Source organism: Pseudomonas sp. S30 (assembly GCF_016518545.1).
GTDB lineage: Bacteria > Pseudomonadota > Gammaproteobacteria > Pseudomonadales > Pseudomonadaceae > Aquipseudomonas.
This window is the reverse complement of record NZ_JACVTO010000020.1, coordinates 67,338-90,602: the sequence shown is the minus strand read 5'-3', so window position 1 is coordinate 90,602 and position 23,265 is coordinate 67,338. Positions and strand designations below refer to the sequence as shown.

Genomic DNA, 23,265 nt, shown 5'->3' with positions numbered 1-23,265 from the left:
TCGTGAAGATATTGTCGCAAAGATATACAGGTGTAAAAAACTGGTTCGCGTCGCTGTTGGGCGCTACTGTTTCAGGCATTTCGACGGGCGGAAAAAACCGTGCACCTTGCTTATACCTTTATGCCATCACCGCTCGGCGTCCTGACTCTCGTCGCGCGCAATGAGTGCCTGGCCGCGGTGCTGTGGGAGCATGAGCGCGCTGACAGGGTGCGCCTCGGCGAATTGTACCGCGACGACCGAGAGGCCGTTCTCAGCGAAGCGAGCACTCAGTTGCAGGCCTATTTTTCCGGGCAGCGGCGGCATTTCGACCTGCCACTGGATTTCGCAGGCACCGAATTCCAGCGACGAGTGTGGTCAGCCTTGCTCACCATCCCATTCGGCGAGACTCGCAGTTATGCAGATATCGCCCAGCAGATCGGCAGCCCGGCAGCGGTGCGCGCGGTGGGCGCCGCCAATGGCCGCAACCCGATTTCCATCATCGCGCCGTGTCACCGTGTGATCGGCATGACAGGTGGCCTGACCGGGTTCGCGGGTGGGCTGGAGGCCAAGCGCTATCTTCTGGCACTGGAAGGGCGGCAGAGCCTGCCGCTGTTTTGACCATTCACCCTCCGAACCACCAGGCCAGCGCGCACAACAGCATGCTGAGCACTGTACCTGCGAACAGCGTGTACTGCCGGTGAGCGAGGCGGGCAGAGGCCTCGACCTCGCGCAGATATTCACCCGGTGTGGGCGCGTCTGAACGATACCGTAGCCCGTCGGCGATATCGGCGAGCCTGCCACGAATGAGCAGGCCGACCAGGTAGTGACAGCCGGCGTAGCTGGCCAGGATCAGCAGCAGGTATTTCACGCGGTTCCATCCTTGGTTCAAGAACGCTCACCATACGCCTGCCGCCTGCCTTTTACACCGAGAAACTCTGATCCACCAATGGGCAATGTGCCATTCTCTACAGAACGGGACGTTGTGAGGTCAGAGTAGGTAATGAGTGCTTTCAGAACGGTGCCGGCCAATACGGCGGGCCGTGATCTGGCGGTCGGCGATATTCATGGCCATTTCGATCGCTTGCAGCAAGCCTTGGACCGGGCTGGGTTCGATCCAGGCGTCGACAGGCTGTTCAGCGTGGGCGACCTGATCGATCGCGGGCCGGACAGCGCGCGCGTGCTCGAATGGCTGGATCTGCCCTGGTTCCACGCCGTGCAGGGGAATCATGAAGCCCTGGCGATCACTCACGCCCGGGGCGGTCATGTCGACCTGCGGATGTACCGATCGGCAGGAGGCGCCTGGTTTCTGGATTTGCCCCAGAAGGAGCAGGCGCGCATCGCTGACCGACTCGAAGCGTTACCGGTGGCCATGCAGGTGCAGACGGCTTTCGGCGCAGTGGGGCTGATTCATGCGGACAGCCCCTTTGCCACGTGGCAGCAGTTGCAAGAGAGTCTGGAAAACGACGATCCGCAGGTGCGAGAGGTGTGCCAGTGGTCGCGGCGGCGACTCAGGGCGGAGGATGCCAGCCTCATCGAAGGCATCGACGCGGTGGTGGTAGGGCATACGCCGGTCGGCACTCCCCGCGTGCTGGGTAACGTCTGGCATCTGGACACCGCAGGGTGGAGCAGCGGGTTCTTTTCACTTTTGAACATCGCGTCGCTCACTCTGGTCACGCCTGCGACCTGAAATTCCTCGATCCGACCGCTCATGCAACCAACCGTACGCCCAGCGTCCTGCTCGCTGGGCTTTTTTTGCCTGATATTCGATAACCCGCGATTATTCACTGTGTTGCTTTCGAGAAATTTAAGTGGAAAATCGGCAGTTTGTAGTATGTAATTACATGGTACGTAACACATTACGAAATCATAGGAGGCAGCGATGGCCCGTGGCGGTATCAACAAAGCTGTGGTGCAGCAGGCCCGGCAGGCGATTCTTGCCCGCGGCGAGCATCCCAGCATCGACGCCGTCCGCATCGAGCTCGGTAATACAGGGTCGAAAACCACGATCCATCGTTACATGAAGGAACTCGAAGCCTCGGCGCCGGCGATCGCTTCACAGGCCCTGAGCGATACCCTGGGCCGTTATGTGGAACAGGTGGCAGAGCAGTTGCGCGAGGAAGCCGAGGCGCGACTGATAGAGGCGCAGGCTTTGTTCGACGAGCAGATGACACAAGTGCAGGCGCAGTTGCAGGAGGCACGCCAGGCATTGGCTGATGCGCACCAGCGTGAGCAGATCCAGGCCAGTGCCTTGCAGGCACAGTCGGAACAGCTCGAAACGGCCCTCGCCAGCCTGCAGGCGGAGCAACTGCGGGGGGCGACGCTCAATCAGTCCGTGGCCCAGTTGCAGGAGCGCTTGGCCGACAAGGACGAACACATTCGCTCTCTGGAAGACAAACATCGCAACGCCCGGGATGCCCTGGAGCACTACCGCAGTGCCAGCCGCGAGCAACGCGACCAGGATCAGCGGCGGCATGAAGCCCAGGTCCAGCAATTGCAGGTGGAGCTGCGCCAGTTGCAGCAAGGGATGGTCGTGCGCCAGGAAGAACTCACGCGAGCGCACCGGGACAATGAGCGGTTGTTGACCGAGACTCGCCAACACCAGGCGCAGTCCACGCGTCATGAGGCGCAGCTGGAACAGCGCGATGCCCAAGTCCAGGGCCTGCGCTCGATTCTGGCGCAAGCCCAGGGTGCTAGTGAGGAGCTGCGGCGGCAATGGGAACTCGATCGACAAGCGCTCGCTAATCTGCGCGACGAGAACATCGATCAGATGCTGACCATAGAGCGGCTGCAGGAGCGGGCGGCCCTGAGCGAGCGACAGTACGCAGAACTGCTCGCCGTGAAGGACGCCGAGTCGCAGATAAATCAAACTTCCGACCGCTGACGCGCTCTGCATTAGACATTCGCCTGGAGAGCCGACCATGACCGAACACAAGCGTCCTACTCAACCGCAGCAGGGCCCGCACTCTTCGCAGAACAGTTCGAAGAAAGGAGATCTGGGATTCGATCCGGACTCGCCGGATCTGGGGGATCCGCAGGTGGACCCTGAAGGCCCGTCCATACCGCCCAGGGACAGGGAAAAGAAGAGCAAGCACTGACACACCCTGTATAGACTCCGGCGCCTCGCTGATCGGGCGCCGGGTCGGGCAGGTCAGGCCTCTACTTTCTTCGCCGCTTCCACGCCCGCGCTGGTCAGCTTGATGGGGTAGTGCAGATCGACTTCATGACCCGGCGCCTCGATGACGCTGCCATCATGAATAAGCCCCTCCGTCTGCAGCGTCCGAAGCATTCCGGCCACGGCTTTCTCTCCACGGTAGTTGTCCAGCACTTCCTTGCCCAGCCCATTTGGGTGGGCGTGTCGCAGTCGGGTCAATACCTCGGTTCGCAGTTCATCGTTGCTCATGGCAAGTCTCTTCCATTCTCTGGTGACTCATTCTGCCGGGGGCTGAACCCGAGCGGCCTGGCCGATTCAACAGGTCAGTACACACCGGCAAGATCGGTGAACGCGACGGTAGCGTCGCATCCGGTTGAGCCCGAAACGGCGTTGAAAGTTTGAATTTTCTCCAGCCGCGGACGTTGAACGTTGACGGGGCAGGGGGCTCACACCTGTATCGCCCCGCGTGAGGATCGCCTTCATGAGTATCGACCGTACCCTTCCCGAACTCGCCCAGTGGTATGCGCAGTACGACGACGCCAGTTATCGGCAGGCGTCGCCCGACGCGTATCACCAAGGCTTGCTCCACACCGCCCAGGCCTTGCGGGACGAGGGGGCCCTGGCGTGGGACGATTGGCTGGCACTCAAGGCTCTGGCTGACCAGGCACATATGGACGCAGTGGACGAGGCGGTCCGCTGCCATGTGAGCGATCCGAACACATGAAGGCGCTGAAGATCGCCACGTTCAACCTCAATGGCATTCGCAGTCGGCTTCCTGCGTTGCTGGCCTGGCTGGATCGAGAGCGGCCGGATGTCGTGTGCCTTCAGGAGCTCAAGGCCGCCGACAAGGCCTTTCCGCGTGGTGCGTTGGAATCGGCAGGCTATGGTTGTCTGTACCAGGGGCAGCCGTCGTGGAACGGGGTGGCGATTCTGGCGCGTGACAGCGAGCCGCTGGAGATTCGTCGTGGGCTGCCAGGCATGGAGCAGGACGAACAGGCGCGCTATCTCGAAGCGGCCGTGCAGGGTATTGTGGTCGGCTGCCTATATCTGCCTAACGGCAATCCTCAACCGGGACCGAAATTCGACTACAAGCTGCGCTGGTTCGATCGACTCATCGAGCATGCGCACCACCTGCAACAGAGTGAGCATCCTGTGGTGTTGGCAGGCGACTACAACGTGATACCCACCGACTTGGACGTGTACGATACGCGCTCATGGCTGAAGGATGCACTGCTTCAACCCGAATCGCGCAGCCGTTATCAGCGTCTGCTCGAGCAGGGCTGGGTCGATGCAGTGCGCCATCTGCACCCGGATACACAGGTCTACACGTTCTGGGACTATTTCCGTAACCACTGGGCGCGCAACTGCGGCTTGCGTATCGATCACCTGCTGCTCAATTCTGCCCTCGCACCTTACTTGCAGCGCGTGGGCGTCGATGCGTGGGTGCGCAATGAACCCAAGGCCAGTGACCATGCGCCTGTATGGATCGAGCTGGCGGCGCGCAAGCAGTCCTGAGGTCATTTCGGCAGCCCAAGGAAAGAGCTTGAAAAAGCTACGTTATAACGTAGCATTTAGAGATCGTTCTTACCTCGGGCTCTCGACATGTATTCCCAGCTCTCATTCCACAATCGCGGCATCCTGCCATCGTGGCTCTGCATCGCCACAGCGCTTGCCGGCTCGGCGCAGTGGCCATGATGGTCGACCTGTTGATACGCAACGCCCGCGTCATCAACGAAGGACGAATCTTCGAGGCCGATGTGCAGGTGACGCGCGGGCGTATCGACAAGATCGCCTCGAGCATCGAGGGTGTCCGTGCTCGGCGGCAGATCGATGCCCAGGGTCAGTGGCTGATGCCTGGAATGATCGACGACCAGGTGCACTTTCGTGAACCGGGCGCGCCTCACAAGGGCACGCTGGCCAGCGAGTCGCGCGCTGCGGTGGCCGGCGGTATCACCAGCTTCATGGACATGCCCAATACCGATCCTGCCACCTTGACCCTGGAAGCACTGGTCGACAAGAAACGTCGCGCCGCCGCCGGCGCTCGGGCCAATTACGGCTTCCACTTCGGCGTCAGTCGCGACAACCTCGATACCATCGCGGCCCTGGATCCACGCGAGGTCGCCGGAGTGAAGGTGTTCATGGGGGCCTCCACAGGCAACATGCTGGTCGACGATCCCGTCGTGCTCGAGCGCCTGTTCAGCGACTGCCCGACGATCCTGCTGGCCCATTGCGAGCACACCCCGAGCATCCTGGCCAACGAAGCGCGGTGGCGCGCCGAACATGGCGATGAGATTCCAGCCTGCGCGCATCCGCTGATTCGCGATGTCGACGCTTGCTATCGCTCCTCCTCGCTGGCCGTGGCCATGGCGCGTCGCCTGGGCACGCGCTTGCATGTCCTGCACCTGACCAGCGCCCGAGAGCTGGCTCTGTTCGCTTCAGGTGCGGTATGCGACAAGCGCATCACCGCCGAGGTGTGCCTGCATCATCTGCTGTTCGACGACCGCGATTACGCCCAGCTGGGCCATTTGATCAAGTGCAACCCGTCGATCAAGAGCCGCTCGGACCGTGATGCCTTGCGCCTGGCGCTGGCAGGCGACGTGATCGACGTGATCGGCACCGACCATGCCCCCCACACCCTGGCAGACAAGCAGCGCCCCTACGCCCAGGCACCTTCTGGCCTGCCCCTGGTGCAGCATGCCTTGCCGGCTGCCCTGCAACTGGTGGCCGAGGGCGTGCTGAGCCTGCCCAAGATGGTTGAAAAGACCAGCCACGCGGTGGCTCGACTGTTCGGTATCCGGGATCGCGGTTTCGTGCGCGAGGGCTACTGGGCCGATCTGGTGCTGGTCGAAGCCCTGCAGACCCCGCGTGCCGTGACTGACGACGCTGTGCTGGCCCATTGCGGCTGGACACCATTGCAGCACCACGCCTTCGATCACGCCGTGCGTACCACGCTGGTTTCCGGCCAGCTCGCCTGGCACCAGGGTCAGGTGCAGGCGGACTGCCAAGGGCTGGCGTTGGAGTTCGACCGATGACCCTTCTTCTTGCACGAGCATGACCCATGACCGAAGACGATTTGCTTGGCCAGGCCCCCGAGGCCTACATGAACGAGCCTCAGCGACAATTCTTCCGCAACCTGCTGCTGGCCCAGCGTACCGACTTGCAGGCGCGCATCGACCAGGAGTTCCGCGCGCTACGCGAGCAGGAAGTGCACAGCGACCCGGCCGACCTGGGCAGTGCCGAGGAGGCGCGCCAGTGGCAGTTGCGGTCGCTGGAGCGGGAAAAACGTCTGCTCGACAAGATCGACCAGGCGCTGGAGCGTCTGGCCCGAGGCGATTATGGCTGGTGCGAGGAAACCGGCGAACCGATCGGGCTGCGCCGCCTGCTGTTGAGGCCTACCGCGACCCTGTGCTTCGAAGCCAAGGAGCGTCAGGAACAGCGTGAGCGGCACACCCGCGAGGGCGCCTGAGGCATGCAGTCAGTCGGCAAGCTCCGGCTGCGCATGGCGCTGCCAGCGCACCGCGCTGACGCCTTTCTCCAGGCTTACCCGACTGACCAGACGCTCCAGTTGAGCCGGTGCCTGGGGCGAGCCGAGCAGCTCGGCGCGCACTTCCAGGCGTTGGGCGTCGGGCAGGTCCTCGCTGTGCAGCGATTGCAGGCGCAGCCCGGGATCGCTCAGGCTGTGCAGCATCAGGCTGCGGACCTGGATCTCGTCTTCGGTGCGGCAGACGATGCGCACCTCGAACTGCTGTTCCACCTCGCTGGCCGGGACCACGTCCTGGCGATCGAGGCGCTGGGCGATGTCTCGCAGGAGGATGTTGGCGCACAGCACCGTGAGGCTGCCCAGCGTCGCCTCGAGCAGTAGCCCGAGGCTGCACAGGATTCCAACGGCAGCGGTGCACCACAGGGTCGCGGCAGTGTTCAGGCCGCGCACGTTGAAGCCGTCGCGCATGATCACACCGCCGCCGAGAAAGCCGATGCCCGACACGACATAGGCTGCGATACGCGAGGCGTCGCTGGGCTCCATGCCGGGTACCGCCTGGGTCATCAATACGAACAGACAGGCGCCAGTGCTGACCAGCGCATTGGTGCGCAGGCCGGTCAGGCGCTGACGCAGTTGACGTTCGGCGCCGATCAGCGCGCCGAGGGCGAGTGCCACGCTGACGCGCAGCAGGAAGACTTTCCAATCCATAGCAAACCTCTTTCCGCGGGCTTGCGCCCGTCTGGCGGCACTGAGCGTGTGACGCCGATGAAATGAATGAGTGCGCAGGACCACGACATGCGCCTGGAGCAGGCGAATGAATGAAGCGAGGGGGAGGGGAACACCAGAACAGGGGTGCTGCCGCCATCTGCCATGCTCGGCAAGACAGCGGGCAGGAGGACTGCCGGACTAGCTTGCCGTGTGGACCTGTCGCAATCGACTGGGGCTACTGTCCAATGCGGAACTCCTGGTGGGATGCGAAATTGCGCTGCGGACCTTACCCCCGAGCGGGCCATCGATCAAGGGCAGTTTGATGACAATGCCTTCATCGCCGAAACGTCCTACCGATTTCGAAGCTTTGTTCAGCGATGGTACCCTTGCCACTTTCGTTCTCTGCGCCGGACCGTCCCATGCTGTTCAACCTTTTCGTGCTGCTCGGCACGCTCGTGGCCATGGAGGGTGTCGGCACACTGGCCCACAAGTACGTCATGCACGGCTGGGGCTGGTGGCTGCACCGCTCGCACCACGAGCCCCGGCTCGGTACGCTTGAAACCAACGATCTGTACCTGCTGGCCCTGGCGCTGTTCGCCACGGCCCTGGTGGCACTGGGCAGGGCCGGCCATGCCCCCTTGCAATGGGTGGGCGCGGGCGTGGCGGGGTACGGGCTGCTATATGTGCTGGCCCACGACGGGCTGTTCCATCGGCACTGGCCACGCCAGCCCCGGTTCATGCACGGGTATCTGCGGCGGCTCTACCGAGCGCATCGCCTGCACCACGCGGTGAAGGGCCGCAAGCACAGCGTGTCGTTCGGGTTCTTCTACGCCCCTCCTTTCGAGGTCCTCAAGCGCCAGTTACGCGAACGCCGCCGCGGCTGATCCGGGCTTGCTGACTGCAGCGTCGGCCTGCGCGTTGCGAGACCAGGCGCTGCGCAGTAGGATTCGCGTTTTTTGTCGAAGGATCAGCGCGTCATGTCGTTCCAGCAAGGTTTGCTCGCCACCCCGATTCCGGTCCATGCCTGTCATCTGTTCTTCGACCTGCAAAGGTTGGAGGCACTGCCGGCAGTGCTCGATGCCCTGCTGCCCGAGGTGGACGGCAGCGACCTGATTCTGGGCGTGGGCAGGCCACTGGCCCAGGCCCTGGGGCGCGACGTGCCAGGCCTTCGCAGCTTCCCGCAGCTGGACGCGGCCGTGCCGAACCCCGCCACGCAGCATGCGCTGTGGCTATGGCTGCGTAGCGATGAGCGCGGTGACCTGTACCTGCGCGCGCAGGCGCTCGAACAGTTGCTGGCTCCGGCGTTCAGCCTGGTGGACAGCGTCGATGGGTTTCTGCACCGCGGCGGGCGCGACCTCACTGGATACGAAGACGGGACCGAGAACCCGCGGGACGAGGAGGCGGTCGAGGCTGCCATCGTGCCCTCACAGGCTGGCCAGATGGCGGGGTCCAGCTTCGCTGCCGTTCAGCTCTGGAAGCACGACATGCACTACTTCAAGTCGCTGCCACAGCCTGAACAGGACGACATCATCGGCAGGCGCTTGAGCGACAACGAAGAGCTCGACGCGGCCCCGGAGTCTGCCCATGTCAAACGTACCGCTCAGGAAAGCTACGCGCCCGAAGCGTTCATGGTGCGACGCTCGGTGTCCTGGGCCGATACCCGGGGCGCCGGGTTGGCCTTCGTCGCACTGGGGCGCTCGTTCGATGCGTTCGAAGCCCAGCTGCGGCGCATGAGCGGTCTGGAGGATGGTGTGGTCGATGCGTTGTACCGATTCAGCCGTCCCTTGACCGGCGGCTATTACTGGTGCCCGCCGATGGGGCAGAACGCTGTCGATCTGAGCCCACTCCTGGGATGAGTCTTCATCGGCCAGGGTTGATCACGGCAGTGTGCCAGGTAGGGTAGCGCGAGCCCAAGCCCCTGATCCACATTCTGCGCGTCGAGCACAAGATTGCTGCCCCAAATAACCCTTTTCGCACCTTTAGCGCCGCTGGTCCGTTGGCGGCTGGATAAAACGAATCGCCGGCTGTGGCTGCACTCCCAAATTGTGTACGGCACGTGTCCGTACCCAATCCACAACCGCAAGAGGTTCAGGACCATGGCCAACAATCAGAGCAAGCCTGGCAGTCAGGGTGGCAACACCAATTCTGGCAACTTCGCAAACGACCGGGAGAAGGCTTCCGAAGCGGGACGCAAAAGTGGACAAAGCTCCAGTGGTGGCAAAAAAGGCGACACGAGCCACAAGGGTGGCCGTTCATAGGCGCGCCAGGCAGTGCTGGGGTATCCCGGCACTGCCGCACACCCCCTTCATGGCGCGATGGGCCATCGTTCGGGCAACAAGTATCCCGTGCGCCTGGCATATCGCTCATATGCGTCTGATTTCAACATAGGAGTCCGGCATGACGGTGCAGACACCCAACCCCGCGCCGAGCCAAGCTTCATTCATCGCCGATTCAGCATGCGGCATATGGAATTCCGTGTGACTTCGCCCAGCAACGAGCACGCCGCGGCCGATCAGGCCCTGCTGCAACTCGGTCGTCGCCTGCAAACCGACGGTTACCATTTCACCTGCGTCAGCCCTGCGACTCATGCCCTCAACAATTCGCGCCGTAGCGCCCAGCACGCCTACACCTTGCGCGATGTATTCGGATGGAATCGGTGCTTCGCGCCGTCATTGATCTCGCCCGATGAACTCGAGCAGTTGCGCGCCGCCCAGGCCGTAGAACAGTTGGGCTCGATGCTGCGCAGCCGTGTCCGCTGGTCCAAGCTCGACGAGCTGTTGTTGCTGCACTCGGCCCATCCTGCCGACAGTCCGGATGCAGTCGTGCTCGGCCCCGACTGCTACCGATTTGCGCGGTGCATCAAAGAGCATTTGCGCAGCAGACTCACGCCTGTGATGCACGCGCTTGAAATCGGTTGTGGTACCGGCGCTGGTGCCCTGCTGATCGCCCGCGCCGCCCCCCATGCGCAAGTTCGCGCAGTGGATTCCAACCTACGGGCATTGCGTTACACCGCGATCAATGCCGAGTTGGCCAAGGTCGACAATCTGACGCTGGACGCGATCGATGCGCTAGAGAAACAGGGCACCCTGTTCGACCTTGTCGTTGCCAGTCCTCCTTATCTGTTCGATGTCCAGCAGCGCAAGTATCTGCACGGTGGCGGCGGGCTGGGCATGCAGTCATCGTTGCGGATTCTCGACCAGGCCTGCGAACGGCTTTCGCTCGGCGGTACGCTGCTGTTGCACACGGGGGCCGCCGTAGTGGAGGGGCGTGATGTGTTTCTGGACGCTGTTCGTTCGCGTCTGAGTGCGCCTGCATGGAGCTGGGGATACCGCGAGCTGGACGCGGATGTGGCAGGCGGGCATCTGGCAGAGCCCGGCTATGAGCACGTGGAGCGGATCGCCGCCGTGTTGCTGACCGTCACGCGGCGGCGCTGAGGCCTTGAGGTATCGGCCGATTCAGTCATGCTGATCATTCCATGCCAAGGCAAATCGACAACTCTCTCAATAGGAGGCCGCATGGCCCGTGCAATCTGGAAAGGCGCGATCAGTTTCGGCCTGGTGCATATTCCGGTGTCGCTCAACACTGCCGTGCGCAGCGAGCGGATCGACTTCGACTGGCTCGACCAGCGCAGTATGGAGCCGGTGGGGTACAAGAGAATCAACAAGGTGACCGGCAAGGACATCGCCAAGGAACACGTGGTCAAGGGCGTGGAGTACGAGAAGGGCCGCTATGTGGTCATCAGCGAGGAGGAGATTCGCAAGGCTCGACCCGAAGCGACGCAGACCATCGACATCTTCTCGTTCGTCGATGCCGGAGAGATTCCCCTTCAGCATTTCGATACACCGTATTATCTGAGCCCTGATAAACGGGGCGGAAAAGTGTATGCCTTGCTGCGCGAGACCCTAGCCAAGAGCGGCAAGGTCGCCCTGGCCACCGTGGTGTTGCATACCCGCCAGCACCTGGCGCTGCTGCGGGCGCTCGATGATGCGCTGGTGCTGATCACCTTGCGCTGGCCCGACGAGGTGCGCGGTATCGACAGCCTGGAGCTCGATACCAGCGTGACCGACGTCAAGCTGGACAAGAAGGAGATGGACATGGCCCGGCGTCTGGTCGAGGACATGAGCGGACCCTGGTCGCCTGGCGACTATCACGATGCGTTTCGCGAAACCATCATGGAGCTGGTGGAAGAAAAAGCCAGCAAGGGCAAGATCGCCAAGGTGGCCAAGGGGCAGGACGGCAAAGGCGAAAAAGGCGCGGACATCCTCGACCTCACCGAGCTGCTCAAGCGCAGCCTGGGTGGCAAGGGCAAATCGGAGGCCGCGCCAAAAAAGGCCACCAAGCGCTCGCGCAAGGCCTCCTAGGTCCAGCGGGGGCTTTGGAGCACCCCGCGCAGAATGACGTGTCAGGCGTCAGTGCGGCGCGCGCACGATGGTCTTGAGCAGATCTTCAGGGCTGATGTGCCCCACCACTGAACTGACGGCACTGCCCGGTGACGGAAGGTCGATGATGTGGTCTTTCATCCGCCCGACCACGTGCATCTCGCAGGGTTTGCAATCGAACTTCAAGGTCAGCACCTCATCGCCGTGGATCAGCTGCATGGGCGCGACCTTGGTGCGCACGCCCGTGACCCCCTTGGCCTGCTTGGGGCACAGGTTGAAAGAGAAGCGCAGGCAATGCTTGGTGATCATCACTGGCACCTCCCCGTGCTCCTCGTGGGCTTCATAGGCGGCGTCGATCAGTTTCACCCCGTGGCGGTGGTAGAAATCCCGTGCCTTCTGGTTGTAGACGTTGGCAAGAAACGACAGGTGCGCTTCGGGATACACCGGGGGTGGACTGGTCTCGGCCTTGCGCCGGCCCCTGGGATGAGCGGCGATCCGTGCGATGGTGAGCGCCTCGATGGCTTCGCGGCGCAGGGCCTTGAGCTGCGAGTTGGGGATGAAGTAGGCCTGGGGTGCGTCCAAGTCGATCCGTTCGGCGTGATACTGGGTGGTGCCCAACTGACCCAACAGGTCCTGCAGCTGATCGAGCGCTTGCTGTGGCTTGTTGGCCAGGCCGAACGGGCCCTCCAGCGCCACCTGTGCGGTGATGCCTTCCTCGCTGGTGACGCTCAGGGCCAGGCGCCGTTCGGTGAGCACGGCCAGCCACTGCACACCGACCCGGCGTTCCGACGAAGTGCGCTGCAGCGCCTGCTGCCAGTCATGATCCAGGTTGCGTGACAGCGGGTGATTGGGGCGCAGCTTGTGCAGGCCTTCGGGCATTTCGTTCGGTTCTACCCGGTAGCGGTAGCGCTGCAGGCCATTTTCCTCGAACTGACCACGCGGCTCGGCAATGTTGGCGCGAAACCCGAGCACCTCGCGTTTGACCAGCACGTTGAGACCGTCGCCATTGGTCAATGGCACCTCGGTGACCACCATCAGGTCGCGCTTGCCGACCTTCTCCACCACCCCGACCGGCAACCCGGTGAAGGTGGGCGAGTCGAAGGCGCCGATGTCGATCTTGCGGTCGCTGACGAAGTAGTCGGTGCTGCCGCGGTGGAAGGTCTTGTCCGGATCGGGGATGAAGAAGTGCTCGGTACGCCCGCTGGAAGCACGGGCCAGGTCGGTGCGGTCTTCCAGGATGGCGTCCAGTTCGCGGCGATAATGGGCGGTGATGTTCTTCACATAGCCCATGTCCTTGTAGCGGCCCTCGATCTTGAAGGAGCGCACGCCGGCGTCGACCAGATCACGCAGGTTGGCGGTCTGGTTGTTGTCCTTCATCGACAGCAGGTGCTTCTCGAAGGCGACCACCCGACCTTGGTCGTCCTTGAGGGTGTAGGGCAGCCGGCAGGCCTGGGAGCAATCCCCGCGGTTGGCACTACGACCGGTCTGGGCGTGGGAGATGTTGCACTGTCCCGAGAACGCCACGCACAGTGCGCCATGGATGAAGAATTCGATGGCCGCATCGGTCTGGGAGGCGATCGCGCGGATCTGCTGCAGATTCAGCTCGCGCGCCAACACCAGCTGCGAGAAACCGGCCTGATCGAGGAACCTAGCGCGCTCCAGAGTGCGGATATCGGTCTGGGTGCTGGCATGCAGCTCGATCGGCGGGATATCCAGCTCCATGACGCCCAGGTCCTGGACGATCAGTGCATCCACGCCCGCGTCGTACAATTGATGGATGAGCGCGCGGGCCGGCTCAAGCTCGTTGTCATGGAGGATGGTGTTGATCGTGGTGAACACGCGGGCGTGGTAGCGCCGGGCGAACTCGACCAGCTCGGCGATCTCGGCGACCTCGTTGCAGGCGTTGTGTCGCGCGCCGAAGCTGGGGCCGCCGATGTAGATGGCGTCGGCGCCATGCAGGATCGCTTCACGGGCGATGGCCACATCGCGGGCAGGGCTGAGCAGTTCCAGGTGGTTCTTTGGAAGGGACATGACGTTATAGGTTCGGGCTGGCACGGTTTGGCCGGCATTGTAGCGATGAAACGCTCGGGTCGCACCCTTGGCTGCCATGCGGGAGCGGCGGGCGTTCAGCGCTCGATCTGCCCCAGGCACTCGATCAGGCGCTGCGCGGCCGGCGACAAGCTGGTTTCGCTGCGCGTGATCACGCCCAGTTCTCGCTGCAGGGCGGGTTCGTCCAGGTGGCGCCGTACCAGGCGGCCTAGGCCGTCGTCGGCCGACTCCGGGAGCAAGGTGATGCCCAGCCCGTTGCGCACCAGGGCCAGAACGGTCGACATGTAGTTGGCTTCCAGGGCGACATGCAGGGTCAGGCCCCGCGTGCGGAACAACTGTTCGATTTGCGTGCGCACGCTGCTGTCACGGCCGGTGAGCACCATGGGCTGGCCCTCCAGCGCCACCAGGTTCAGCGGACCGTTGGCCAGCGGATGATCCGCCGGTACGAACAGAGACAGACGATCGTGCAGCAGCGGCGTGAAGTTCAGCCCGTGGTCGAATCGGCTGCGCACGCCCAACCCGAAATCCACATCGCCGTCGCGCACGCGCTCGACGATGCGCTCGGCCACCAGGTCGCGCAGACGCACTTCGATGCCGGGATACGCCTGCTGAAACACTGCCAGACGCTCGGCCAGCGCGCCTGCGCAGAGCGAGGGCAGCGCGGCCACCGTCACCACCCCGCGGCGCACAGCGGCCAGGCCGTGGCTGGCGGAGACGATGTTCGCCAGGTCCAGCAGCAGCTTCTCCATCGCCGGCAATGCTTCGCGGCCTGCGGCGGTTAGGGCGACATGGCGTGGGCTGCGTTCGAGCAACAGCACGCCCAGCCAGGCTTCGAGCTGGCGGATCTGCACGGTCAACGCGGAGGGCGACAAGTGCAGCGCATCGGCAGCGCGCGCGAAGTTGCCGTGTTCGACCACGGTGATGAACGCACGAATGTGCTGCAGGGCGTTTTTCATTGTGTTTTTTCGAATGTGCAGGTGGGTAAATTGCAATTTACACGCCGCACCAAGGATTCCGATACTCGGCACAACAACAAAAACAATTCGGAGCCACCCTATGCTCGCCCTGTACGGCGTCATTACCATCCTGTCGCTGCTCATCGCAGTGATGAGCAAACGTCTCTCACCCCTGGTCGCACTGATCGCCTTTCCCATCGCCGCCGCGTTGCTGGCGGGGTTCGGCCTGCAGACCAGCGGCTTCATTCTGGCGGGCATCAAGAACGTCGCCCCGGTGGTCGGCATGTTCATCTTCGCCATCCTGTTCTTCGGTGTCATGACCGATGCCGGAATGCTCGATCCGATCATCGATCGCATTCTGCGCGCGGTGGGTACGCGCCCTACCCGAATCGTCATGGGCACCGCGCTGCTGGCGCTGCTGGTGCACCTGGATGGCTCGGGTGCGGTGACGTTCCTGGTCACGGTCCCGGCGATGCTGCCGCTGTACACGCGACTGGGGATCGACCGAAGGATCCTGGCCTGCGTGGCGGCGATGGCCGCAGGGGTCAACTTCCTGCCCTGGACCGGCCCGGTATTGCGCTCCTCCGCCGCGCTGCACGTGTCGGTCGCCGAGCTGTTCCAGCCGTTGATACCGGTGCAGGTCGTTGGGCTGGTGTTCGTCTTTGCCTGCGCCTATTGGCTGGGTCGCCGTGAGGAGAAGCGCCTGGGGCTCACTGCCGGGGCGCCGGGCGGAATTGCGCCACAGCGCTTGCTGAGCGCCGAGGAGCAGTTACTGCGCCGCCCGCGGCTGTTCTGGCCGAATCTGCTGCTGACCCTGGTGGTGATGGCCGTGATGATCGCCGGCTGGGTCGACCCGGTGGTGATGTTCATGCTCGGCACCGTCGCTGCACTGTGCCTGAACTACCCGCGCGTGGAGCACCAGCGCGAGCGCATCGATGCCCATGCCAAGACGGCCCTGACCATGGCCAGCATCCTTCTGGCTGCCGGCGTGTTCACTGGCATCATGCAAGGCACCGGCATGCTCAAGGCCATGGCCGAGGTGGCAGTGCAGCAGATCCCGGCAGGGCATGGTCGATTGATCCCGGCGCTGGTGGGGTTCGTGTCCATGCCCCTGAGCCTGCTGTTCGACCCTGACTCGTTCTATTTCGGGGTGATGCCGGTGATCGCCGAGGTCGGTCGCTCCCTGGGTGTCGACCCGGTACAGGTGGCCCAGGCGTCCTTGCTGGGGGTGCACACCACCGGGTTCCCCGTCAGCCCGCTGACCCCGGCCACGTTCCTGCTGGTGGGGCTGTGCAAGCTGGATCTGGCCGACCATCAGCGCTTCACCCTGCCATTTCTGTTCGCCGCGTCCGTGCTGATGACCTTGGCCGCGCTGGCATTGGGAGTCTTCTGAACATGAATACCTTGCGAATCGGTGCCGGTGCCGGCTATTCCGGCGACCGCCTCGAACCTGCGGTGGAACTGGCGCGTCACGGCCGGTTGGACTACCTGATCTTCGAATGCCTGGCCGAGCGCACCATCGCCCTGGCCCAGCAGGCGCGCCTGGACGATCCGGCCGGTGGTTTCGACCCGCTGCTGGCGGCGCGCATGCGCGCGGTGCTGCCCTACACGCGCAATACCGAACGTCGCCTGCGCATCATCACCAACATGGGTGCGGCCAATCCCCGGGGCGCTGCGGCCGAGGTGCTTCGGATCGCCACGGAACTGGGCCTGCACGGGCTGAAGGTCGCGGCAGTGGAGGGCGACGATGTACTGCCGATCCTGATCCGCCACCCTGAGTGGCTGCTGGACAATGGCCAGACCGTCGCCGACCTCGGCCAGCGACTGGTATCGGCCAATGCCTATCTGGGCGTGGAAGGCATCGTCCAGGCGCTGGCCCAGGATGCCGATGTGGTGATCACTGGGCGCGTCGCCGATCCGTCCCTGTTCCTGGCGCCGCAGGTGCACCATTTCGGCTGGGCTGCGCAGGACTGGCAGCGCCGCGGCCGGGGCACCCTGACAGGGCACCTGCTGGAATGCGCCGGCCAGGTCAGCGGCGGCTACTTCGCCGATCCAGGCGTGAAGGAGGTGCCTGGCCTGGCCAGGCTAGGCTTCCCCTTCGCCGAGATCGATGCCGACGGCCTGGCCACGCTGGGCAAGGTCGCTGGCAGCGGCGGGCGCATCGATGTCGCGACCTGTACCGAGCAACTGCTGTACGAGGTGCATGACCCGCGGCATTACCTGACGCCGGACGTCACCGCCGACTTTTCCGCCGTGCGTTTCGAGGTCTGCGGACCGGACCAGGTGCGTGTCAGTGGGGGGGGCGGTAGGGAGCGCCCCTCACAGCTCAAGGTCACCGTGGGCTATCGCGATGGCTGGATCGGCGAGGGGCAGATTTCCTATGGTGGCCCCAATGCCGTTGCACGGGCGCGCCTGGCCGGACGCATCGTGCAGGAGCGTTTGGCACTGACAGGTGTGGTCTGCGAGGACCTGCGCTGTGACCTGATGGGGGTCGACTCGCTGCATGGCAGCACATTCGGGCAGGGCGGCGAGCCTTGGGAGGTCCGCCTGCGCGTCGCGGCGCGCTGCTGCGACCGGAGTGCTGCCCAGGCGGTCGCCAACGAGGTCGAGACCTTGTACACCAACGGTCCGGCTGGCGGGGGTGGCGCTACCCGGCAGGTGCGCGAGGTGCTGGCGGTGGCCAGCCTGTTCGTTTCCCGAGAGCTGACGGCTCCCAAGGTCCATCTGGAGCGCTGCCCATGAGCCAGCCTTTGCACACGCTCGCCCACACCCGCACCGGGGACAAGGGCGATACCTCGAACATTTCGGTGATCGCCTACCGCGAAGAGGATTACTCGCTGCTCGAGCAGAGGCTCACGGCCGAGCGGGTGGCGGCCTGGTTCGCCCACCTGCGCGATGAGTCGGCAGGCCCGGTGCTGCGTTACGAAGTACCTGGGCTCAAGGCGCTGAACTTCGTTCTGCCCGGCCTGTTGCGCGGTGGCGTGACGCGCTCGTTGGCGCTGGATGCCCATGGCAAGTGCCTGGGCGCCGCGTTGCTGGCCATGCAGATCTGATCGTTGTGCCGCAGGCGAATCGCTGGACCCGCCGGCGGCTCAAATGTCAGCCCTTGGCTGCCATGGCCGTGACCTCGACCTTCATGCCTTCGAAGGCCAGCGCTGCTACGCCAACCGCGGCGCGCACCGGCCAGGGCTTGGCGAAGAAGCGCTGGTAGACCTGGTTGAACACCGCGCGGTCGGCCATGTCGGTCAGGTAGATGGTCAGGTGCAGCACCCGATCCATGGAGCTTCCGGCGCGTTCGAGGGCATCCTTGAGCGCTTGCAGGGTACATTCGCACTGGGTGGCGATATCGCCCAGCTCCAGTTCACCGTCGGCGCGCACTGGAATCTGCGTGGTCACCAGCACGCCGTTGTATTCGGCGACATCGGAAGAAATGGACTCGACGTCCGGGTCGGGCGTGAAGGTGATGCCTGTCTGGGCCATGGTTCGCTACCTTGCTGATGAGGAAAAAGCGCAAGCCTACGCGAGCCACTCGCAGGGGTCGAGTGGAGCAGCCAGGACGATTGGCGTTGAATTCCCCAGGCCGCCCCCGCAGAATCGCGGCAGTTTTCAGGCAAGGGGTGGGTGTTGAACGAACAGACATTGTCTCAGCGGCTCGAACACGTGGCGGCACAGGTTCGGCCAGGGGCGCGCCTGGCGGACATCGGCTCGGACCATGGCTACCTGCCCGTCGCCTTGGCGTTGCGCGGCAAATTGGAGGCTGCGGTGATCGGCGAAGTGGCGGTGACGCCTTTCGAGTCGGCCCGGCGCAACGTGCGCCGCAACTACCTGAGCGAGCGGATCACCGTACGCCTGGCCGATGGCCTGGAGGCCATCGAGCCCAGCGACCGCATCGATACCGTCAGCCTGTGCGGCATGGGTGGCGAGACCATCGTGCAGATCCTGGACAGGGGCGTGGAGCGCTTGCAAGGTCGCCCGCGGCTGGTGCTGCAGCCCAACGGCGGCGAGCCGGCGCTCCGTCGATGGCTGATGGAGCATGGTTATCGCATCGTCGCCGAGCAGGTGGTACGGGAAAACCGCTTCGACTACGAGATCATCGTCGCAGCGCCTGGCGAGCCGGCGCACTACAGCGGCGAAGAGCTGCTGTTCGGGCCTTTGCTGATGCGCGAGAAGAGCCCGGCCTTCCTCGACAAATGGCAGCGCATGCGCCGCCAACGGCAGATGGCCCTGGCCAATTTCGCCCGCGCGCGGGATGTGCCTCAGGCCAAGGCGCAGCTGTTCGCGCAGCACCTGGACTGGATCGACCGGCTGCTGGCATAAGGGACAGGCCAGCGGTCCCGCGCTCATGCTAGATTCTCACTCTCAGTGCCAGGCTCGACCACAGGACCGCCAACCATGGACATGCTGCATGCGATGCGCACTTTCGCCCGCGTGGTGGAGTGCGGCAGCTTCGCCGGCGCCGCCAGCGCGCTGGACATCTCTGCAGCACAGGTCTCGCGCATCGTCGCGGAGCTGGAAAAGCAGTTGCAGACGCGTCTGCTGCACCGCACCACTCGCCGCTTGCGCATGAGCGAGGCGGGCGAGCGCTTTCTCGAACGGTGCCGACAGATCATGCTGCTCACCGAAGAGGCGGTCGACGAGGCCCGCGGCGCCCATCTCACCCCCAGAGGTCGCCTGCGGGTGCATTGCACCCATGGCCTGGGGCTGCTGATGATGCCGCTGGTAGCGCGCTACAACGCCAGTTGCCCCGAGGTGGTGATGGAGTTGACCCTGTCCCAGCGCAACCCCGACCTGTTTGCCGAGGGGCATGACGTGGTGATCGCCATCGGCCAGGATCTGCCGGATTCGCAGCTGATCGCCATCCCTTTGGGCCGCATTTACAGCGTGCTGTGCGCGTCCCCCGACTATCTGGCTCGACATGGGCTGGCGCAGCGCCCCGAAGACCTGCGCAACCACGTATGCCTGCGTACGGTGGATCCGCTGTTCGAGGAAGACTGGACGTTTGCTGAAGGCGAGCAGGGCTGTGTGATCCATCCGCAGGACACTTTTCTGACCAATGTGGCGGATGCCATGGTCAAGGCTACGGAACTGGGCATGGGTGTGGGCCTGTTGCCCTTCTATTCGGCGAGTCAGGCACTGCAGGAAGGTCGACTGCTACGCTTGCTGGCACCGTATCGGCTGCGTCAGCGGGAGATCTATGCGATCTACCCATCGCGTCACTATCTGGACGCGAAAGTGCGCACCTGGCTGGACTTTCTCAAGGAGCAATTGCCCTTGTTGTTCGAGGCTCATGAGCATCGGGTGGACGATTGTGCCTGCTGGCGTTGACGTCCACCCGAGCGGGTCAGTTCTTCGGTGATTCTGCCTTGCCGCCGGTGTGACCAGCGCCACTGCCAGTGGCTTCGCCCGTGCTGCTGGACCCACCGGTGCTGCCATCGGCCGCACCCGCGGCACTAGGATCGCTGCTGTCGTTGTCGCGAGTACCACCCGGGTTGTTCACGCTGCTGCCGTGACCCGGCATCTTGCTCTTCTGCACCTCGGCATTGCTGGCAGGAGCCTTGGGATCGGCGCTATGGGTGTCGGTGGCGGCGAAGGCAGCACTGGAAGCCATGCCGATGGCCAGAGCGAGTAGAAGCGGACGAGTGCGAACCATGGTGAATCTCCTGTGAGTGGTCGTCATTCGTTCGGCTGCCGGGGCGTTGCGGGGTGCCCGGTAGCCGACGAACGGTCGTGGGCCTGGCCCACGGCAGGCATCACTCAGGCAGGTTCACCACGGTTGGGGGTTGCGCTTTCGCCTGTGACCGCATCGACGATCGGCGGGTGATCCTGGGCCGCGTGGATCAGTTCCTCGGTCATGCGCAACTCGGCACCAGTTGGCGAGAAGGTCGCGGCAGGGGCGAAAGGCGCCTGGTGCTCCGGCGCAGGACGCTTGCCCCGACGCCACATGAAGCAGCTCACCATGGCCAGATTGACCACGGCGAAGGCCCAGAACAGGCCTGCTTCACCGTAGGAGGTCATCACCGGGGAGATCGCCAGGGGGCTCATCGCCGATCCCAGGGAGTTGATCAGCAGCAAGCCCTGGATCATGGGCACCAGCGCGTCCATGGGCGCGCGGTCTGCCGCCAGGCTCACCGACACCGGATAGATCGCGAACACGCCACCCCCGAACAGGAACAGCGCGGCCGGCAACCACACGGAGGTGGAGGGCAGCAGCAGGATCACCAGCGAAAGCACCACGCACACCGCTGCGAGGGTGATGAGCACGTCCTGGCGATCCTTGCGGTCCGACCAGCGGCCGACCGGGTACTGCAGCAGCATGGCGCCCAGGATCACCCAGGCCATCATGTGGCCGACCTCTCCGACGTTCAAGCCGATGCGTTGCAGGTACAGAGGCAACAGCGCATACACCGCCGCGATGGCCACGCCCGAGCCGAAACAGCCGACCAGGCCGCTGGGGGTGACGCCCAACAGCTGACGTGGCTTGAGCGGCTCGACCTGTTCGAGCAAGGGCGAGACGCGCGGCAGGATGACGATGGGCAGTACCGACAGCGCTGCCAGCATGCCGGCCACGGTAAACGGCGCGCTGCTGCCCAGGCTGACCAGTTCACCGAGCAGAGCCTGGCCGAGCACGCCGGCGCCATACAGGGCGATCATGTACAGCGCCAGCAGGCGACCGCGGATCTTGGCGTCGCCGGCCAGCAGCAACCAGCTTTCGATGACCAGGAAGACTCCGACCGTAGCCCAACCATTGAGCAGGCGCAGGGCGAACCAGCCCCAGGTGTCGACGAACAGCCCTTGCAGCAGAATGGTGGCGGCGATCAGCGAAGCGAAGCTGCTGTAGGCGCGGATGTGACCGATGCGCAGGATGAGGCGGTCGTTGAAGATGGCGCCGAACGTCAGGCCGATGAAGAAGCCCGAGGACACGATGCCGATCATCGTCGCCGATTCGCCGGCTTCGCCAAGGCGCAGGGTGGTCAGGGAGTACAGTAGGCCGTTGCCCAGGGCAATGATGAACAGCCCGAGCAGGGGTGCCAGCGCCATGGCCAGCAAACGCGGAGACATAGTTACCTCAAGTGATCGATCAGCGGATGAGCCTTTTCGATGACACAGGCCGGCGTCCCCGGTCAGGCCGGGGTCGAGGCTGTGCGTAGAGGCCGGAGCGGGATGAGACCAGGGCAAGACTCAACCGCAGACCCGTGGTGGCGGGTCAGGCGGGGTCGGTTGAGCCTGTTGCACATGCGCGATGTGGCTTAGGCACGGACATTGTCATTGCTGCCGGTAGTGACCGTCTTGGGCGACTGGGCGAAAAGTGCGCGGCATTCTACGTCCTGGCCGGGTCTCTGGCCAGGGGCTGGAGGGTGCGACAGGGCGCCGCACCCTCGGTGGGCTCAGGAGGAAGGCGTCGCAGCCTGGTCTTGGCCAGTGGGGGCCTGCGCTTGCTCCTGGGTCGGGTGCGCAGCGGTCTCCTTGGCCAGGGCTTGCTGTTTCTGTTGCTGTTGCTGCATTTGCAGTGCCCAGCGGTCGTGGTGCTCCTGCAGACGCTCGGCGCCACCCTCGGCGAAGGCGCTGGCCATGGTGGTGGTGGTCAGAAGGGCCAGGATCAGGGGTAGGGCTTTCATTCGAGGTTCTCCATTATCGGGTTGAGGTGGGGTCGTGTCTGGACCGATAGGGCGATGATGGAGGGCCTGGATTTTCTCAGGATTAACTGAGATTGGTTTTTTGCTTTCAGGGGCTGCTGGGCTGGAAAAGCGATTCAGCTACCTGAACGACCGATCGGTTCACATTTACCTGGCAGTGTTCACCGGTAGGGGTCGGTTTGCGGAGGATTCGATCCTGTCATGCCGAGCGCAGGTACCCGTCGGCCTGGGGCTACTCTTTTGAGATCCGTCTCATATCTGCTGCCGACGATCGACCGCATCCTTGTGTGCAGCTACTCACCTAGACCACACCAAGGATCCTGCCCATGAATCTTCGCACTACCGCACTCGCCATCGCGGCCTTGATCGCCGCCCCGGGCCTCGCTTCAGCCGCCAACACCATCAACTTCAGCGGCGAAGTCACCGATCAGACCTGCTCGGCGGTCGTGGATGGCAACACCGACCCGACGGTCGTGCTGCAAAGCGTTCCGGTCAGCGCTCTGAACGGTACCGTCGGCAAAACCGCGGGTGAAACCAGCTTCACGCTGCGGTTGACTGGCTGCGTGGCACCGACCGGCAGCAGCGAGCATTTCACTGCCGTTTTCCAGGCGACCAATCCCACCAGCGCCGGCAACCTGACCAACACCGCCAGTGGCGGCGCCAGCGGTGTCGCACTGCAAGTGCTCGAAGCCCCTGGCGGGACGAAGCTCGACCTGGCAGGCAATGCCGCTGTCGAGGCAGGCGATATCGTCCTGGCCAGTGGTCAGAGCAGTGCCAGCCATGACTACGCGGTGCAGTACGTGGCCGAAGCCGCCGCCGTCACCCCTGGCCCGGTACTTGGCTCGGTCACCTACACCCTGCGCTATGAGTGATGGGTGGGCACCCGTCAGGGTGCCGTCTCCCTTCGAGTCTGGTCGCTGCGTCTGCA

At 64.0% G+C, this 23,265-nt stretch carries 28 protein-coding genes; 19 read left to right on the top strand and 9 right to left on the bottom strand.

What is annotated here, in order from left to right:
- Window positions 1-120: 120 nt before the first annotated feature.
- A complete protein-coding gene (locus tag IAE34_RS19950) occupies window positions 121-597 on the top strand; it encodes a methylated-DNA--[protein]-cysteine S-methyltransferase (protein ID WP_200140668.1) in 477 nt (158 codons plus the stop codon).
- A 4-nt stretch (window positions 598-601) separates the two neighbouring features.
- On the opposite strand, the gene IAE34_RS19945 is transcribed toward IAE34_RS19950, so the two are convergent.
- Window positions 602-847 (bottom strand): hypothetical protein, encoded by a 246-nt coding sequence (locus IAE34_RS19945; protein ID WP_200140667.1) that lies wholly within the window; start codon window positions 845-847, stop codon window positions 602-604.
- A 132-nt stretch (window positions 848-979) separates the two neighbouring features.
- Here IAE34_RS19945 and IAE34_RS19940 point away from each other — a divergent pair, with 132 nt between their 5' ends.
- The 3 genes from IAE34_RS19940 to IAE34_RS19930 all read left to right on the top strand — a co-directional run bounded on the left by IAE34_RS19940 (window position 980) and on the right by IAE34_RS19930 (window position 3,074).
- Window positions 980-1,666 (top strand): metallophosphoesterase, encoded by a 687-nt coding sequence (locus IAE34_RS19940; RefSeq protein ID WP_200140666.1) that lies wholly within the window; start codon window positions 980-982, stop codon window positions 1,664-1,666.
- 192 nt (window positions 1,667-1,858) lie between these two features.
- Window positions 1,859-2,860, top strand: coding sequence for a DNA-binding protein (locus tag IAE34_RS19935; RefSeq protein ID WP_200140665.1), 1,002 nt, complete (start codon window positions 1,859-1,861; stop codon window positions 2,858-2,860).
- A gap of 37 nt (window positions 2,861-2,897) precedes the next feature.
- Entirely contained in the window at window positions 2,898-3,074 is a 177-nt protein-coding gene (locus IAE34_RS19930) for a DUF6021 family protein (RefSeq protein WP_200140664.1), read from the top strand.
- A 53-nt stretch (window positions 3,075-3,127) separates the two neighbouring features.
- On the opposite strand, the gene IAE34_RS19925 is transcribed toward IAE34_RS19930, so the two are convergent.
- A complete protein-coding gene (locus IAE34_RS19925; RefSeq protein WP_200140663.1) occupies window positions 3,128-3,379 on the bottom strand; it encodes a hypothetical protein in 252 nt (83 codons plus the stop codon).
- A 232-nt stretch (window positions 3,380-3,611) separates the two neighbouring features.
- On the opposite strand from IAE34_RS19925, the gene IAE34_RS19920 reads away from it, so the two are divergent.
- From IAE34_RS19920 to dksA, 4 genes are all read left to right on the top strand, one after another.
- On the top strand, window positions 3,612-3,854 hold the full coding sequence (locus IAE34_RS19920; protein WP_200140662.1) for a hypothetical protein: 243 nt from the start codon (window positions 3,612-3,614) through the stop codon (window positions 3,852-3,854).
- Entirely contained in the window at window positions 3,851-4,645 is a 795-nt protein-coding gene (xth, locus tag IAE34_RS19915) for an exodeoxyribonuclease III (protein WP_200140661.1), read from the top strand. Before IAE34_RS19920 ends, xth begins: the two co-directional genes overlap by 4 nt.
- A gap of 179 nt (window positions 4,646-4,824) precedes the next feature.
- A complete protein-coding gene (locus IAE34_RS19910) occupies window positions 4,825-6,162 on the top strand; it encodes a dihydroorotase (protein WP_200140681.1) in 1,338 nt (445 codons plus the stop codon).
- Window positions 6,163-6,188: 26 nt separating this feature from the next.
- Entirely contained in the window at window positions 6,189-6,596 is a 408-nt protein-coding gene (gene dksA, locus IAE34_RS19905) for an RNA polymerase-binding protein DksA (protein ID WP_200140660.1), read from the top strand.
- A 9-nt stretch (window positions 6,597-6,605) separates the two neighbouring features.
- On the opposite strand, the gene IAE34_RS19900 is transcribed toward dksA, so the two are convergent.
- Window positions 6,606-7,319, bottom strand: coding sequence for an MgtC/SapB family protein (locus IAE34_RS19900; RefSeq protein WP_200140659.1), 714 nt, complete (start codon window positions 7,317-7,319; stop codon window positions 6,606-6,608).
- A 419-nt stretch (window positions 7,320-7,738) separates the two neighbouring features.
- On the opposite strand from IAE34_RS19900, the gene IAE34_RS19895 reads away from it, so the two are divergent.
- The 5 genes from IAE34_RS19895 (at window position 7,739) to ku (ending at window position 11,680) form a co-directional block, all read left to right on the top strand.
- Window positions 7,739-8,203 carry a sterol desaturase family protein gene (locus IAE34_RS19895; protein WP_200140658.1) on the top strand — a complete coding sequence of 155 codons (465 nt, stop codon included), beginning with the start codon at window positions 7,739-7,741 and terminating at the stop codon, window positions 8,201-8,203.
- A 93-nt stretch (window positions 8,204-8,296) separates the two neighbouring features.
- Window positions 8,297-9,175 carry a Dyp-type peroxidase gene (locus IAE34_RS19890; protein WP_200140657.1) on the top strand — a complete coding sequence of 293 codons (879 nt, stop codon included), beginning with the start codon at window positions 8,297-8,299 and terminating at the stop codon, window positions 9,173-9,175.
- Between the two features lie 240 nt (window positions 9,176-9,415).
- On the top strand, window positions 9,416-9,577 hold the full coding sequence (locus IAE34_RS19885; RefSeq protein WP_200140656.1) for a general stress protein: 162 nt from the start codon (window positions 9,416-9,418) through the stop codon (window positions 9,575-9,577).
- Between the two features lie 207 nt (window positions 9,578-9,784).
- Window positions 9,785-10,753, top strand: coding sequence for a methyltransferase (locus IAE34_RS19880; protein ID WP_200140680.1), 969 nt, complete (start codon window positions 9,785-9,787; stop codon window positions 10,751-10,753).
- A gap of 81 nt (window positions 10,754-10,834) precedes the next feature.
- Window positions 10,835-11,680, top strand: a complete 846-nt coding sequence (gene ku, locus IAE34_RS19875) for a non-homologous end joining protein Ku (protein ID WP_200140655.1) — start codon at window positions 10,835-10,837, stop codon at window positions 11,678-11,680.
- Between the two features lie 48 nt (window positions 11,681-11,728).
- Here ku and IAE34_RS19870 read toward each other — a convergent pair whose 3' ends face one another.
- Window positions 11,729-13,729, bottom strand: a complete 2,001-nt coding sequence (locus IAE34_RS19870; protein WP_200140654.1) for a peptidase U32 family protein — start codon at window positions 13,727-13,729, stop codon at window positions 11,729-11,731.
- Window positions 13,730-13,824: 95 nt separating this feature from the next.
- Window positions 13,825-14,703 (bottom strand): LysR family transcriptional regulator, encoded by an 879-nt coding sequence (locus IAE34_RS19865; RefSeq protein ID WP_200140653.1) that lies wholly within the window; start codon window positions 14,701-14,703, stop codon window positions 13,825-13,827.
- Between IAE34_RS19865 and IAE34_RS19860 the strand changes: the two genes are divergently transcribed.
- The 3 genes from IAE34_RS19860 to IAE34_RS19850 are packed head-to-tail and all read left to right on the top strand — an operon-like array spanning window position 14,669 to window position 17,756.
- Window positions 14,669-16,096 (top strand): CitMHS family transporter, encoded by a 1,428-nt coding sequence (locus IAE34_RS19860; protein ID WP_325101004.1) that lies wholly within the window; start codon window positions 14,669-14,671, stop codon window positions 16,094-16,096. The two genes, IAE34_RS19865 and IAE34_RS19860, sit on opposite strands and share 35 nt — an antisense overlap.
- Window positions 16,097-16,098: 2 nt before the next feature.
- A complete protein-coding gene (locus tag IAE34_RS19855) occupies window positions 16,099-17,445 on the top strand; it encodes an acyclic terpene utilization AtuA family protein (protein WP_200140651.1) in 1,347 nt (448 codons plus the stop codon).
- Window positions 17,442-17,756 (top strand): AtuA-related protein, encoded by a 315-nt coding sequence (locus IAE34_RS19850; RefSeq protein WP_200140650.1) that lies wholly within the window; start codon window positions 17,442-17,444, stop codon window positions 17,754-17,756. Before IAE34_RS19855 ends, IAE34_RS19850 begins: the two co-directional genes overlap by 4 nt.
- Before the next feature lie 46 nt (window positions 17,757-17,802).
- Here the strand turns inward: IAE34_RS19850 and IAE34_RS19845 are convergent, their stop codons facing one another.
- Entirely contained in the window at window positions 17,803-18,183 is a 381-nt protein-coding gene (locus tag IAE34_RS19845; RefSeq protein ID WP_200140649.1) for a RidA family protein, read from the bottom strand.
- Window positions 18,184-18,327: 144 nt separating this feature from the next.
- Here IAE34_RS19845 and IAE34_RS19840 point away from each other — a divergent pair, with 144 nt between their 5' ends.
- Together IAE34_RS19840 and IAE34_RS19835 are read left to right on the top strand one after the other, a co-directional pair.
- On the top strand, window positions 18,328-19,020 hold the full coding sequence (locus IAE34_RS19840) for a tRNA (adenine(22)-N(1))-methyltransferase (protein ID WP_200140648.1): 693 nt from the start codon (window positions 18,328-18,330) through the stop codon (window positions 19,018-19,020).
- A 75-nt stretch (window positions 19,021-19,095) separates the two neighbouring features.
- Window positions 19,096-20,028 carry a LysR family transcriptional regulator gene (locus tag IAE34_RS19835; RefSeq protein ID WP_200140647.1) on the top strand — a complete coding sequence of 311 codons (933 nt, stop codon included), beginning with the start codon at window positions 19,096-19,098 and terminating at the stop codon, window positions 20,026-20,028.
- A gap of 16 nt (window positions 20,029-20,044) precedes the next feature.
- Here the strand turns inward: IAE34_RS19835 and IAE34_RS19830 are convergent, their stop codons facing one another.
- The 3 genes from IAE34_RS19830 to IAE34_RS19820 all read right to left on the bottom strand — a co-directional run bounded on the left by IAE34_RS19830 (window position 20,045) and on the right by IAE34_RS19820 (window position 22,319).
- Window positions 20,045-20,353 carry a hypothetical protein gene (locus tag IAE34_RS19830; protein ID WP_200140646.1) on the bottom strand — a complete coding sequence of 103 codons (309 nt, stop codon included), beginning with the start codon at window positions 20,351-20,353 and terminating at the stop codon, window positions 20,045-20,047.
- A 104-nt stretch (window positions 20,354-20,457) separates the two neighbouring features.
- The gene (locus IAE34_RS19825) at window positions 20,458-21,762 is read right to left on the bottom strand and encodes an MFS transporter (protein ID WP_200140645.1); all 1,305 of its coding nucleotides are present in this window, start codon (window positions 21,760-21,762) and stop codon (window positions 20,458-20,460) included.
- Between the two features lie 326 nt (window positions 21,763-22,088).
- Window positions 22,089-22,319 (bottom strand): hypothetical protein, encoded by a 231-nt coding sequence (locus tag IAE34_RS19820; RefSeq protein ID WP_200140644.1) that lies wholly within the window; start codon window positions 22,317-22,319, stop codon window positions 22,089-22,091.
- 344 nt (window positions 22,320-22,663) lie between these two features.
- On the opposite strand from IAE34_RS19820, the gene IAE34_RS19815 reads away from it, so the two are divergent.
- Window positions 22,664-23,209: a fimbrial protein gene (locus IAE34_RS19815; protein WP_200140643.1), complete on the top strand. Its 546-nt coding sequence runs from the start codon at window positions 22,664-22,666 to the stop codon at window positions 23,207-23,209.
- Window positions 23,210-23,265 lie beyond the last annotated feature (56 nt).